The 12,114-nt window shown below is 64.8% G+C and carries 16 protein-coding genes; 11 read left to right on the forward strand and 5 right to left on the reverse strand.

The window, feature by feature from the left end:
- A partial coding sequence (locus VGH41_RS06605) for a hypothetical protein (protein ID WP_331596551.1) occupies window positions 1-854 on the forward strand: 854 nt, incomplete at its 5' end.
- Between the two features lie 103 nt (window positions 855-957).
- Window positions 958-1,755 (forward strand): BPSS1780 family membrane protein, encoded by a 798-nt coding sequence (locus VGH41_RS06610; RefSeq protein ID WP_331596552.1) that lies wholly within the window; start codon window positions 958-960, stop codon window positions 1,753-1,755.
- Between the two features lie 83 nt (window positions 1,756-1,838).
- Here VGH41_RS06610 and VGH41_RS06615 read toward each other — a convergent pair whose 3' ends face one another.
- Window positions 1,839-2,342: a GNAT family N-acetyltransferase gene (locus tag VGH41_RS06615; protein ID WP_331596553.1), complete on the reverse strand. Its 504-nt coding sequence runs from the start codon at window positions 2,340-2,342 to the stop codon at window positions 1,839-1,841.
- Window positions 2,343-2,646: 304 nt separating this feature from the next.
- On the opposite strand from VGH41_RS06615, the gene VGH41_RS06620 reads away from it, so the two are divergent.
- From VGH41_RS06620 to VGH41_RS06635, 4 genes are all read left to right on the forward strand, one after another.
- On the forward strand, window positions 2,647-2,949 hold the full coding sequence (locus tag VGH41_RS06620; protein ID WP_331596554.1) for a Dabb family protein: 303 nt from the start codon (window positions 2,647-2,649) through the stop codon (window positions 2,947-2,949).
- A gap of 9 nt (window positions 2,950-2,958) precedes the next feature.
- Window positions 2,959-3,486 (forward strand): PaaI family thioesterase, encoded by a 528-nt coding sequence (locus VGH41_RS06625; protein WP_331596555.1) that lies wholly within the window; start codon window positions 2,959-2,961, stop codon window positions 3,484-3,486.
- Between the two features lie 103 nt (window positions 3,487-3,589).
- The gene (locus VGH41_RS06630; RefSeq protein WP_331596556.1) at window positions 3,590-4,495 is read left to right on the forward strand and encodes an SDR family oxidoreductase; all 906 of its coding nucleotides are present in this window, start codon (window positions 3,590-3,592) and stop codon (window positions 4,493-4,495) included.
- An 82-nt stretch (window positions 4,496-4,577) separates the two neighbouring features.
- Window positions 4,578-5,540, forward strand: a complete 963-nt coding sequence (locus VGH41_RS06635) for an alpha/beta hydrolase (protein WP_331596557.1) — start codon at window positions 4,578-4,580, stop codon at window positions 5,538-5,540.
- An 18-nt stretch (window positions 5,541-5,558) separates the two neighbouring features.
- Here the strand turns inward: VGH41_RS06635 and VGH41_RS06640 are convergent, their stop codons facing one another.
- From VGH41_RS06640 to VGH41_RS06655, 4 genes are all read right to left on the reverse strand, one after another.
- The gene (locus VGH41_RS06640) at window positions 5,559-6,389 is read right to left on the reverse strand and encodes an NRDE family protein (protein ID WP_331596558.1); all 831 of its coding nucleotides are present in this window, start codon (window positions 6,387-6,389) and stop codon (window positions 5,559-5,561) included.
- A 76-nt stretch (window positions 6,390-6,465) separates the two neighbouring features.
- Window positions 6,466-6,891, reverse strand: a complete 426-nt coding sequence (locus VGH41_RS06645; RefSeq protein ID WP_331596559.1) for a PIN domain-containing protein — start codon at window positions 6,889-6,891, stop codon at window positions 6,466-6,468.
- Window positions 6,884-7,111 (reverse strand): AbrB/MazE/SpoVT family DNA-binding domain-containing protein, encoded by a 228-nt coding sequence (locus tag VGH41_RS06650; protein ID WP_331596560.1) that lies wholly within the window; start codon window positions 7,109-7,111, stop codon window positions 6,884-6,886. The genes VGH41_RS06645 and VGH41_RS06650 overlap by 8 nt, the downstream gene beginning before the upstream one ends.
- A gap of 75 nt (window positions 7,112-7,186) precedes the next feature.
- Entirely contained in the window at window positions 7,187-8,239 is a 1,053-nt protein-coding gene (locus VGH41_RS06655; protein WP_331596561.1) for a folate-binding protein, read from the reverse strand.
- Window positions 8,240-8,317: 78 nt separating this feature from the next.
- On the opposite strand from VGH41_RS06655, the gene mltG reads away from it, so the two are divergent.
- The 5 genes from mltG to VGH41_RS06680 form a co-directional block, all read left to right on the forward strand.
- Entirely contained in the window at window positions 8,318-9,328 is a 1,011-nt protein-coding gene (mltG, locus tag VGH41_RS06660) for an endolytic transglycosylase MltG (protein ID WP_331596565.1), read from the forward strand.
- Window positions 9,328-9,948, forward strand: a complete 621-nt coding sequence (gene tmk / locus VGH41_RS06665; protein ID WP_331596566.1) for a dTMP kinase — start codon at window positions 9,328-9,330, stop codon at window positions 9,946-9,948. Before mltG ends, tmk begins: the two co-directional genes overlap by 1 nt.
- A 94-nt stretch (window positions 9,949-10,042) precedes the next feature.
- A complete protein-coding gene (locus VGH41_RS06670; protein WP_331596562.1) occupies window positions 10,043-11,095 on the forward strand; it encodes a DNA polymerase III subunit delta' in 1,053 nt (350 codons plus the stop codon).
- Window positions 11,096-11,176: 81 nt separating this feature from the next.
- Window positions 11,177-11,683 (forward strand): N-acetyltransferase family protein, encoded by a 507-nt coding sequence (locus VGH41_RS06675; protein ID WP_331596563.1) that lies wholly within the window; start codon window positions 11,177-11,179, stop codon window positions 11,681-11,683.
- 76 nt (window positions 11,684-11,759) lie between these two features.
- The coding region (locus VGH41_RS06680; RefSeq protein ID WP_331596564.1) for a TatD family hydrolase at window positions 11,760-12,114 on the forward strand (355 nt) is incomplete at its 3' end.

The raw sequence follows: 12,114 nt of genomic DNA on the forward strand, positions 1-12,114 counted from the left end.
TGCCGTTCATGTTGTACCTCGTGGTGCTGACCGCCGGCTACCTTGTGTTTGCGGGGCTGACCATCGCGGGCATCGTCGTGGTGGTGGCGTTGAGCGGGCATCACCTGTTCGGCAAACCGTCGCATGGCATTCCGCCCATCAGCTTCAGCAGCAGCCAGCACCAGGACGCGTCGGACGCGGGCGGCAAGAGCGCCGGTGCCGACAAGGAAGACTCGCAGCAGGACGACAGCAGCGAGGAGATCCCCGGCAATCTGAGAGATTTGAAGATCGTACGGGACCGGTTCGTCTTCGATTTGCAGGATGGCAGCCGGGTCTCGATGGTTACGCGCGCCGGTCCGCTCGAAATGCGCAAGAACGACGACAAGCTGAAGATCGAGACGCCGACTGACGCTGCCCGGCAACTGCTGACCAACGAGAAGGACGGAACGTTGAGCATCGCCCGCAACGACGTGGTCACACTCGATCTGAGGAATGACGACGACGACCGCGTGTCGTTCGCACGCTCCGGCAAGGACGGCATGTCGAGCGTGTGGAACGTGTCCAGCAACGACGGCGACAACGTACGCATCCAGCAGGACGAGCACGGCAAGACTAGCAGTGTCAGGGCGAACAGCGGCGGCGACTCGGTGAACATCGAGAACGGCACGGTGGACATCGAGGATGGTCATCACCGGATCCGCGTGTCGGGATCGCAGAGCGAAAACCACTACCTCGTGCTGATGCTGCCCATCGGCGTGCTGGGGCTGTTTTTCTGGATCTGGCTGACTCGCGTGAGCTGGCGCGCCGTCGCGCGGTTTGTGAAGCGGCAAATCGACGTGGTTTCGGCCAGCCTCGATCGCGAGCAGAACATCTGAACACGATGTGAAGAACACGTATCACCGCGTCATGGATTGAATGACCGAATACCTGGACTCTGGCAGTCACCACCCACTTTTCGCTTTATCAGAGGAAATCGTCATGAACATCGATTACCCGAGCGACGTTTCAAAGGAAACCCGTCTCCATAGCGCGCCGGCCCTGACTTTCCCCGCTGGCCGCGAAGTCAGTCCGCTGCATTGCTTCAAGTGGCTCGCGGCCGGCTGGCGCGCGGCCAGCATGCAGCCCGTGTTGTGGCTCGGCATGGCGCTCGTGTGCGCCGACTTCGCCACCTTGCTCAGCCTGCTGCCCTTGTTGCGTCCGTTGGCGGTGCTGCTCGCGCCGCTCGTCGTCGGTGCCTTGATGTTCGCGCAGGATGGCGCCAGCAAGGATCAGCCGGTGTCGGCGCGTGAGATGTTTGCGGCAATCGGCCGGCGCAGCAACGCGCTGTGCGTGATCGGGCTGTATGCGGCCGCCCTCGTTGCAATCGGCTATGTGATCCTGCTGGCGACCTTCCATGTGTCGCTGATGGCTTCGGTGACGGCCGGCGGCGTTCACAATCTGTCGATCAGCTACGGCGGCGACCAGGGCGTGCGCGGTGCACTCGAAGCGCTACTGGGCGCGTCGATCTACGCGATCGCCATCGCGGCGGCCTGTTTCGCTCCGGCACTCGTCATGCTGCACGACATGACGCCGCACGACGCAATGGTCACCAGCCTGAGCGGCGCACTGCGCAACTGGCCGGTGACGCTGGGCTGCTTTGTCGTGATGACGCTCGCCGTGCTGTTCGTGCCGATGGTGCCGCTCGCCGTATGGGCCCTCGTGCTCACGCCGGTGTTGACCGCCGTGCCGCTGCTGGCGATCTACGGCGCTTATCGTGATGTGTTTATCGGCAAGTGAGTCAGGCGAGAGTCAGGCGAACCAGGGCGGTCGGGGTGGCCCGTCCGCCCCGGCCTCCGGAACCGGCCAAGGCACGGCGAGGCTCATCCGCCGAGGCGTTTGCCCAACTCGAAGGCGCGCACTTCGTAGCCCAGATCTTCGTATAAACGGGACGCCGGTTCGTTGAATTTCCAGACATTCAGGCGAAAATCCGTCGCACCCAGTCCGGCGCCCCACGACTCGGCAAGCCGCATCAATCCACCTCCCACGCCGCAGCCGCGATGTGCTTCCAGCACCACGATCGAACCGATCCGGCAAACGGTTAGCGGCTGCAGGATCGGGTTGTTCTGCGGCAGGACCACCGCCGTGACAAAGCCGACGGCAAGGTTGCCGCGTTGCGCGAGAAAAGCGGCTTGCGTGGCCTCGTTCTTCGGATCCAGACTGGGCAGCCAGAGCGCCTGATCGCGCGCGAACTCCGCGGTGGCCGGAGCATAGATGTCGGGACGCGCTTCGTGATGCAAGCTGTGGAGCTGTTGCGCGAGTTCGCAAATCGTCAGGAGATCGGCGGGCGTGGCCCGGCGGTAAGTGAATGACGCGGCGTTCAGCATGAAATTGTCGTGTTGTAGATGAACCGTGTGGTGCGCCTCGAGTGCCGCGGTTGCCCGCGTAGGCGCATGGTTGCGGATGGATGTCTTTCCGGCAAGTTTTTTCGCTTGACCCATGCCGCGTGGCAGGCCGCGTATTCGTCGCGCATTGGAGCGGAGGGCGTGAGTGGACGGAGCCGGCGGTTTATCATCGAGCACCGCCGTGCTGCGCCGATGGCATGGCCGCACGGCAAACGCCGCGGCGATCGGTTATCGTAAAGGGCTGTTCCGCGCGAACGCCCCCCCAAACTCACGAAGGATGAACATCATGATTCGACACGTCGTCATGTGGAAGCTCAAAGAAACGGCCGAAGGCGCGACGCGCGCCGAGAATGCGGTGAAGCTGAAGGAAAAGCTCGAAGCCTGCCGCAATATCGTCCCCGGCATTCTGCGTCTCGAAGTCGGTCTCGCGGCAGCCGGCCTCGAATCGACCTACGACGTCGTGCTCGATTCCGACTTCGCCGACAAGGCCGCCCTCGACGCCTACCAGGTTCACCCGACGCACGAGGCCCTGAAGAGCTTCGTCGGCGGCGTGCGCGAAGCGCGTCAATGCGTCGATTACGAAGTCTGACGCCAGGCAATGACCGATTCGAACCCGCCTCGGTCCGGCCAGCCGGCCGCAGGCCAACCCGACGCTGCCAGCGCGGCCAACGCGTTGCCGGTGCTGGAAAGCCCGTTCGTCGACCACCTCGGCGTACGTCTCGTGTCGGCTGGGGACGGTGCCAGCGAAGTCGTGCTGTCGCTCGGCCCGGACCATCTGAATACCTGGGCCGTGGCCCACGGCGGCGTCACCATGACACTGTCCGACGTCGCGCTGGCCATGGCCGCGCGCAGTCTCGCGGGCGACGGCGTCGGCGTGGTCACGGTGGAAATGAAAGTCAACTTCATGCAGCCGGGGCGCGGCGAGCTGCGCGCCACGGCGCGCGTGTTGCACCGCTCGACCACCATGGCCTATTGCGAAGGCGAGATCCGCGATAGCGAAGGTCATTTCGTCGCGAAGGCGCTCGGCACCTTCAAATACATGCGGCGACTTGCCGTGGGCCGCGACGTGACCCATCAACGGCTGCGCAGCGACCCGTCCGCCAAACCCGGTCCCAGCGACGGCTGAGCGCGGCGGCCGGAACGTGCCGCTGCGCACGTTCCACGGGCGGCTCTGCTGGCACAACAAGACGCCGTCCGATTTCACAACTCATAATCAGCGGAGACACCCGATGTTCCAGTTCGAAGGCAAAGTGGCCGTGATCACAGGCGCGGCGAGCGGCTTTGGCCGCGCGTTCGCGGAAAAAGGCGCCGCGCTCGGCATGAAGCTGGTGCTGGCCGACGTCGATGGCGACGCGCTCGCGCAAACCGTCGCCGCGTTGCGCGCCGCCGGGGCCGATGCGATCGGCGTGCCCACCGACGTCTCGGACGCCACCCAGGTCGAAGCGCTGGCGCTGGCCGCACTCGATGCGTTCGGCAAGGTGCATCTGCTCTTCAATAACGCAGGCGTGGGCGCGGGCGGCTTCCTGTGGGAAAGCAGCGCGAACGACTGGGCATGGGTGTTCGGCGTCAACGTGATGGGCGTCGCGCACGGTGTGCGAGCCTTCACGCCCATCATGCTGCGGCAGAACGAGCCGGCGCATATCGTCAATACGGCGTCGGTGGCGGGGCTGTTGTCGCCGCCGGCAATGGGCATCTACAACGCGTCGAAGCACGCTGTGGTCTCGCTGACGGAGACGCTTTATCACGATCTGCAGAATGCCGGCGGGCTGGTGGGCTGTTCGCTGCTGTGCCCGGCGTTCGTGCCGACCGGGATCGCCAATGCCGAGCGCGCCCGTCCCGAGACCTTGCGCAACGACGCAGCCCCGACGCGCTCGCAACTCGCCGCCGGCAAGCAACTGCAGCGGGCGGTGCAATCCGGCAAGCTGGGCGCGAGCGATGTGGCCGAGCTGACGTTCGAGGCAATCGAAGCAGGGCGCTTCTATGTCATCACGCATCCGACCATCATGCCGACCGTGCACTTGCGTCACGAGGATATCGAACAGGGGCGCAATCCAACAGATCCGTTGTCGCTGAAGCCGGAGGTGAAGGCCGACGTGCAGGCCGAGCCGCAACGACCCGTCGAAAGCGGAAGCTGAACGCGGCGTGGCATCATACGGCGCTCATTCCTCGCGGCGGCGTGCTTACGCCGCCTGACGCAAGACCAGCCCCGGACGCAAGATGCCGCTGAATCCGAAGATCGAGCAGGTGCTCGACATGATCGCGCGGGCCAGGCGCCCGCCGTACCACCAGCTCACCGCGCAGCAGGCGCGCGCGTCGTATGAGACAAGCGCGCCGATTCTCGAGATCCCGGGTGCGCCGATGTTTTCCGTCGAAGACCTTGCAGTGCCGACGCGCGACGGCGCCAGCATTCGCGTGCGGCTGTACCAGCCGGTCGAGCCGAGCTGGGCCGAGCCGGCCCCGGCGCTCGTCTACTACCACGGCGGCGGCTTCACGGTCGGCAGCGTCGCGACGCATGACGCGCTGTGCCGGATGTTCGCGCGCGACGCGCAATGCGCCGTGCTGTCAGTCGACTATCGCCTTGCGCCGGAACACAAATTTCCCACTGCAGTGAACGATGCTTTCGACGCGCTGAGCTGGCTGCATGCAAACGCGGCACTGTACGGCGTGGACCCGGGCCGCATCGCGCTTGGCGGCGACAGCGCGGGCGGCACGCTCGCGACGGTCTGCGCGGTCGAGGCGCGCGACGCCGGCCTCCCCAGGCTCGCGTTGCAACTGCTGATCTATGCAGGCACGAGCGGCCATCAGCAGACCGAATCGCATGCGCGGCTGGCCGATGGTTATCTGCTGTCCGGCGCCACCATCCAGTGGTTCTTCGAGCAGTACCTTCGCGAGCCGGGCGATCGTGACGACTGGCGTTTTGCACCGCTCGACGGCACCCGCGGCGCACCGGATTTTCACGGCGTGGCACCCGCGTGGATTGCGACGGCGCAATACGATCCGCTGCACGACGAAGGCGTGGCGTATGCCGCAAAGCTGCGCGCGGCAGGCAACGTGGTCACGCTGAAGGATTATGCCGGCATGATCCACGAGTTCTTCAAGATGGGCGGCTACGTGCCGGAGGTTGCACAGGCGCATGCGGATGCGGCGCAGGCACTGCGCGCGGCGTTCGGCATGGAGTGAGGCTGACGCCCGACACTTTCAGCGTTCGATGTCGAACGCGTAGCGCCGTTCGAATTCTCCGGGCCGCACCACCCGATGCGAGCCGTTGTCGTCGCTGCGTTCTACGACGGCGACGCTCGGCGGCTCGCCAGCAAGGCTGTTCGCGACCACACGCAGCGCCGTGGTGCCGCGCGTGCCGTACTCCGGCGATTCGATAAACGCCGCCGACAAGGTCCGTTCGCGTTCGAGCGGAATGCCGGTGGCGGGCAGTTCGTCGTCGCGGGCGAGGCGCGGGTCGCGCATCAGTTCGATCAGGCGCTCGAGCGGCACGAGCGGATTGTCTGCGAGCAACGCGCCAAGCTCCGCGCGTTTGCGCACCAGCTTGGGCCAGGGCGTGTCGAGCACGGCGTTCGAGATACCGTGGGTGCCGGCGGCCAGCAAGGTTGGGGCGGCGGAGGAGCGGTTGCAGTACCAGCCGAGTTCGCTTCGCGACCAGTCGCCCACCAGCAGATTGAAGCCGTTGTAGATCTCGCCGTCCCGCGCAACCTGGCGCAGATAATCGAGCGGCGCAAGCGCGTCCGACGCCTCGCCCATCAGCCAGTTGCTGACGAGCGTGCCGCGGGTGGGCGCGTCGGCGCGCATTTCCTTTGGGGCGCGATAGTTGGTCAGCGCGGCGAAACGGCCGTCGCGCGTCATGCCGAGCCAGGTGCCACCGCCTGTCAGGTCGCGTCCGGCGAGCAGTTGCGGCGCCTCGGGCCACCAATGCATCGGCTCGGCTGTGCGGCGGAAAAACTCGTCGCGGTTAGCCGCGAGAGTGAAGAGCGGCCCATCGGCCGCTTCGGGCCGCCAGTCGAACACGATCAGACACATCGGATGAGGTCTCCCGGCGTGGGAAGGAAGTAGAGCGCGCCGCTTGCGAGGCGCGTGGGCGCGGCGGTGCGCGGCTTCACGATACCGGCAGCGCCAACGCGGCGAACGGATTGCGGATGCGCAATTGCTGGTCGATCAGCAAGCCATCCTGCATATCCTCGGAATACAGGGTCTCGCATCCGCTCACGAGCGCAGCCGCCGCGATCATCGCGTCGTACACACTCAAGCCGTAGCGCTCCGCTACTTGCCGGCCACGCTCGTGCATCTCGACCGTCAACGATTCGACGGGACACAGGGAACGAATCAGCGTCATCAGTTCGTTGATGTCGACCCATGCCATGGCGAGCTTGCGGCGCGCGACGTTGGCAATTTCATTCAGTACCTGCACGCTGATCAGTCCGCCGGACCTCAAGACGGTTTCCGCCCGATCGGCTTTGGTCACGTCGGACGACAACAGATAGAGCAATACCTTGGTGTCGATAAAGGTTTTGCCCTCAGCCATTCGCCTCGTCCCGGTCGAACTTGAAGTCAGCGGGCAAGGTGCCGCGGAATTTCCTCAGGCGCGCGAGGAATTCGTCGCTGCCGGGTTTCTTCTTCAACTCGAAAATCCGCGCGTCGGCCACCCGCACTTCAATGTCGTCGCCTTCCCGCAACTCCAGTGCTTCGACTACGGAGGCGGGCAACCGGATAGCGAGGCTATTCCCCCATTTGGAGACTTGCATGGCACACCTTTGATGATAGATATACGTCCTGAAAAGTATATCATCGGGCGCCCGCTGCCGGATGCACGGAGGTCCTCAAACCTCGGCCGGCAACGTATAAGGCAATGCCAGGAACGTGAGCACCGGACCGTCCGCGGCGCCAAGGTGGATCGAACCGTTTTCGAGCGCCGCCAGCTTGACCTGCGCCAGCACGTCGACGCCGCCATCTGGCGCCGAAGCGGCATTGACGACCATGCCGCACGGCTGGCCCGGGTCGTCCGAATGGAACAGTTCCGCGCCCGGCCTGACGGTCTCCAGTTCACCCGCCACATTGGCGAGTGACGTGCGCCGTTTGATGGTGCCGCGATACTGGCTGCGCGCCACCACTTCTTGCCCTGGATAGCAGCCCTTGCGGAAATTGACGCCGCCGAGCACGTCGAAATTGACCATCTGCGGTACGAACTGCTCGACCACCGGCTGTGTGATGCGCGGCTCGCCCGCGCGGATATCGAGCCAGTCCCATACGGCCGCCGATACGCGCGTGAGCTTGCCTTCCAGCTCCGGCAGGCGGGCTTCGACTTCCGCCTTGGGGCCCACCCACAGATAACGCAGCTTGCCGAGCGCGTCCGGTACGCGGATCAACGAACCCGCCGGACCGTCGACCTTCACATGCACGCCGTCGGGCACCGCGTCGAACACACCCGACAGCGCCTTGCGCACATCACCGGCGAGGCCGACTACCGCCAGCCCGGCGCCGGCGTCCACCAGTTTCGCCTTGGCGCGCAGCACGAACATGGACAAGCGCTTTTGCACTGCGGCCTGCACGTCCTTCGACACCAGCAGGCGAATCGTTTCGCCGCAACGCCAGCTCAGAAACGACGCCAGCAGACGTCCCTTGGCCGAACAATAGCCGGTCAGACGCGCGTTGGCGGCGTCCAGGTGCTGGGTATCGTTGGTCAGCTGGCCGTGCAGGAAACTGGCGGCGTCGTCACCGGTCGCGTCGATCACGCCGAATTGCGTGAGCGGCATATACGCGCCGTGGCCGACGATGGCGTCGAATTCCTCGCGCGCCGGACGCGGCAACAGGGGAAGCGTGACCGGCGCGGCGGCAGCAGCGGCGCCAGGAGCAGATGCGAGCGGTGCATTCATGGATTCACAGAGCAGTCAATTGTGACTTTGGCTAGGGCAAGCAAGTATTATATGGACTTCACCCCAGCCATGTTTCGCATGACCCTCCTGAAGAAATGTCTCGTTGCCGGCGCGATCGTCGTTGCGCTGGCCGCAGCCGCTGTCGCCGGCGGATATCACTGGGCCAACTCCCCGATCACCCTGACACCCCCTCAACTCGACGTCACGGTCAAGCCGCACAGCAGCCTGCGCAGTGTCACCGCGCAGCTGAACCGCGGCGGCGTGCCGGTCGAGCCGGAGCTCTTCGTCATCATGACGCGCCTGCTCGGATTGCAAAGCGATCTGAAATCGGGCAATTACGAGTTCAAGAGCGGTGTGACGCCGTATGAGGTGCTGCAGAAGCTCGCGCGCGGCGACGTCAACGAATACGTCGCCACCATCATCGAGGGCTGGACTTTCCGGCACATGCGCGCGGAGCTGGACGCCAATCCGGCGCTCACGCACGACACCGCCGGCATGAGCGATGCCCAGCTGCTGAGCGCGATCGGCGCGCCGGAGGCGTCGATCGGCAATGGCGAAGGGCTGTTTTTCCCGGATACGTATCTGTTTGACAAGAACACCAGCGACCTCGACGTCTACCGGCGTGCCTATCACCTGATGCGCGAACGCCTCGACGAAGCCTGGCTGGCACGCGCGCCGGGCCTGCCGTACAAGACGCCGTATGATGCGCTGACCATGGCTTCGATCATCGAAAAGGAAACCGGCAAGACTGCCGACCGGCCAATGGTCGCCGCCGTCTTCGCCAACCGCCTGCGGGCAGGCATGCCGCTGCAGACGGATCCGACCGTGATTTACGGCATGGGCGACAGCTACGCGGGCCGCTTGCACAAGCGCGACCTGCAAACCGACACTCCTTACAATACCTATACCCGGATGGGATTGCCGCCTACGCCTATCTCGCTACCCGGGGTCGCGTCGTTGCAGGCGGCGCTGAACCCGGCCCAAACCACCGCGTTGTACTTCGTGTCGCGCGGCGACGGCAGCAGCATTTTTTCTGACACGCTCGGCGATCACAACAAGGCCGTCGACAAATATATTCGAGGGCAATGATGGCGCGGGGCAAATTCATCACGTTCGAAGGCATTGATGGGGCCGGCAAGACCACCCATCTCGCGTGGTTTCGCGAGCGCCTCGAAGCGCACATCGCGCCAGGCGGACGCAGCGTCGTAGTGACGCGCGAGCCGGGCGGCACGAAACTCGGCGAGGCGCTGCGCGAAATCCTGCTGCATCAGAAAATGGACCTGGAAACCGAAGCGCTGTTGATGTTCGCGGCGCGCCGCGAACACCTGGCGGAGGTGATCGAGCCGGCGCTCGCGCGCGGCGACTGGGTGCTGTCGGACCGTTTCAGCGACGCGACCTTTGCCTACCAGGGCGGCGGCCGGGGTCTGCCGCGCGACAAGCTGGAGGCGCTCGAACGTTGGGTGCAGGGCGGCTTTCAGCCGGATTTGACGCTCCTCTTCGACGTCCCGCCGGACACGGCCAGCGAGCGCCGCAGCTCAGCGCGCGAGCCGGACCGTTTCGAGAGCGAATCGGACGCATTTTTCACCCGTACGCGGGCCGAATATCTGCGCCGCGCGGAAGAAGCACCGTACCGGTTCGCTATCATTGACTCTTCGCAGAGCATTCCGGATATTCAGGCAAGACTTGATGTGTTGATCGGAACACTTTGATTTGAAAGAGATATAACAAATCATCATGACGAGTCGCCAAGTTCGTCTCGTGCTTTAAAAATCACCCGCAACTGATTGAATTTAAAGAGAAACAATGATTTATCCGTGGCAAGCCGAGGACTGGAATCGCCTGCAGCAATTGCGAGGCCACTGGCCGCATGCATTGCTGCTCCATGGGCAGGCGGGAATCGGCAAGCTGCGCTTTGCGCAGCATCTGGCGCAAGGCTTGTTGTGCGAGGCGCAGAAACCGAACGGCGAGCCGTGCGGCGCGTGTGCAGCGTGCAACTGGTTCGTGCAGGGCAATCATCCGGACTACCGCATCGTCGTGCCGGAAGCCCTCGCGGCTGAAGCAGGCCTCGGCGCCCCCGCGGACGACAAGGCTGAAAAGACCGAGAAAGCCGACAAGGGCGACGCAGAGGAAGGAAAAAAGACGCGCGCGCCCAGTAAGGAAATCAAGATCGAGCAGGTTCGCGCGCTGCTGGATTTCTGCGGCGTGGGATCACACCGGGGCGGCGCGCGGGTGGTCGTGCTGGCGCCGGCCGAGGCGCTCAACGTCGCGGCGGCCAATGCCTTGCTGAAAACGCTCGAAGAACCGCCCGCGGGTGTGGTGTTTCTGATGGTGTCGGCGCGCATCGACCGTCTGTTGCCCACCATCATCAGCCGCTGCCGCCAGTGGCCCATGACGACGCCGTCGCCGGAAGCGGCGACCCGGTGGCTCGCCGCGCAAGGTGTCGAGCAAGCCCCGGCACTGCTCGCCGAAGCCGGCGGCGCGCCGCTCACGGCCCTCGCGCTCGCCAGCGACGATAACCGCGCGTTGCGCGACTGGACGCTCAAACAGTTGGGCTCAGGTCCGGCGTGCGATGCGTTTGCCTGTGCCGAAACGCTGCAAAAGCTGCCTGTGCCGCTCGTGCTCGGCTGGCTGCAGCGCTGGCTCTATGACCTGCTCGCGCAGCGCACGGCCGGCACGCCGCGTTATTTTCCGCAGGCGGCGGCCGCGCTGGCGCGCTGCGCCGCCCAAGCCGACGCCAGTGCCTTCGCCCGTTTCATCAAAACCGTGACGCGCCAGCGCGCGGTGGAAAACCATCCGCTGAATGCGCGGCTCGTGTTCGAGGAGCTGTTCATCGGCTACCGCGAACTGTTCGTCTAGGCCCTTGCGAGCCCCACGCGCCGCGCACGCCGCCTGTTTTCTCCCCACCCGGTCACCCACACGTCTCACAAGCCTGACACCATGAGCCTTTCGTACCGCGATGCCACCCTCGACGACCTGCCAGCCATCGTCGCCATCTACAATTCGACCGTGCCGTCGCGCCTCGTCACAGCGGACCTGGAGCCGGTCAGCGTCGAAAGCCGCCTGCCGTGGTTTCACGCCCACGGGCCGGAAAAGCGGCCGCTGTGGGTGATCGAGGAAGGCGAGCGGGTGATTGCATGGCTGAGTTTCTCGGATTTCTACGGCCGGCCGGCGTATTCGCGCACTGCTGAGGTCAGCATCTATCTGGACGCAAGCGCGCGCGGCAAGGGGCTTGGCAAGCAGTTGCTGCGCGCCGCGCTGGCGGCCGCGCCGGCGCTCGGGATCGACACCGTGCTGGGCTTCATTTTCGGCCACAATGAGGCGAGCATGCGGCTGTTTCGCAGCTTCGGCTTCGGCGACTGGGGCGTGCTGCCGCGTGTGGCGGTACTGGACGGCGTCGAACGCGATCTCATGATTCTGGGGTTGCGGCTCGCTCCGACCGCCTGACGGCGCGGCCCCAACTGTTCACCCGCAAGCCTTTCAGCGCTTGAGACTTAAACCGGATTCATCGCAGGACACCACCATGTTTGTCGACTCGCACTGCCATATCAACTTTGAAGGACTCGGTGACCGCTTGCCGCAGGTGATCGAGAACATGCGCAGCCATTCGGTGAGCCATGCGCTGTGCGTATCCGTCGATCTGGAAAGCCTGCCTTCCGTGCTGGCGGTGGCGAACGCGTACGAAAACGTGTACGCGTCGGTCGGGGTGCATCCGGACCATGAGGATGCGCAGGAGCCGAGCGTCGCCGAACTCGTGGAACTGGCGGAGCATCCGAAGGTGGTGGCGATCGGCGAGACGGGCCTCGACTATTACCGTCTGGAAGGACGCATGATCGCCGACATGGAATGGCAGCGCGAGCGCTTTCGCACGCACATCC

This window comes from Paraburkholderia sp., assembly GCF_036488795.1.
GTDB lineage: Bacteria > Pseudomonadota > Gammaproteobacteria > Burkholderiales > Burkholderiaceae > Paraburkholderia.

What these genes read in the sequence shown, in the direction of transcription:
- VGH41_RS06620 (WP_331596554.1), top strand. Translation starts at nt 2,647, where the DNA reads ATGATTCGACACGTCGTCATGTGGAAGCTCAAAGAAACGGCCGAAGGC.
- VGH41_RS06640 (WP_331596558.1), bottom strand. Translation starts at nt 6,389, where the DNA reads ATGTGTCTGATCGTGTTCGACTGGCGGCCCGAAGCGGCCGATGGGCCG.
- VGH41_RS06615 (WP_331596553.1), bottom strand. Translation starts at nt 2,342, where the DNA reads ATGCTGAACGCCGCGTCATTCACTTACCGCCGGGCCACGCCCGCCGAT.
- VGH41_RS06670 (WP_331596562.1), top strand. Translation starts at nt 10,043, where the DNA reads ATGATTTATCCGTGGCAAGCCGAGGACTGGAATCGCCTGCAGCAATTG.
- tmk (WP_331596566.1), top strand. Translation starts at nt 9,328, where the DNA reads ATGGCGCGGGGCAAATTCATCACGTTCGAAGGCATTGATGGGGCCGGC.
- VGH41_RS06635 (WP_331596557.1), top strand. Translation starts at nt 4,578, where the DNA reads ATGCCGCTGAATCCGAAGATCGAGCAGGTGCTCGACATGATCGCGCGG.
- VGH41_RS06675 (WP_331596563.1), top strand. Translation starts at nt 11,177, where the DNA reads ATGAGCCTTTCGTACCGCGATGCCACCCTCGACGACCTGCCAGCCATC.
- VGH41_RS06610 (WP_331596552.1), top strand. Translation starts at nt 958, where the DNA reads ATGAACATCGATTACCCGAGCGACGTTTCAAAGGAAACCCGTCTCCAT.
- VGH41_RS06650 (WP_331596560.1), bottom strand. Translation starts at nt 7,111, where the DNA reads ATGCAAGTCTCCAAATGGGGGAATAGCCTCGCTATCCGGTTGCCCGCC.
- VGH41_RS06630 (WP_331596556.1), top strand. Translation starts at nt 3,590, where the DNA reads ATGTTCCAGTTCGAAGGCAAAGTGGCCGTGATCACAGGCGCGGCGAGC.
- VGH41_RS06655 (WP_331596561.1), bottom strand. Translation starts at nt 8,239, where the DNA reads ATGAATGCACCGCTCGCATCTGCTCCTGGCGCCGCTGCTGCCGCCGCG.
- mltG (WP_331596565.1), top strand. Translation starts at nt 8,318, where the DNA reads ATGACCCTCCTGAAGAAATGTCTCGTTGCCGGCGCGATCGTCGTTGCG.
- VGH41_RS06645 (WP_331596559.1), bottom strand. Translation starts at nt 6,891, where the DNA reads ATGGCTGAGGGCAAAACCTTTATCGACACCAAGGTATTGCTCTATCTG.
- VGH41_RS06625 (WP_331596555.1), top strand. Translation starts at nt 2,959, where the DNA reads ATGACCGATTCGAACCCGCCTCGGTCCGGCCAGCCGGCCGCAGGCCAA.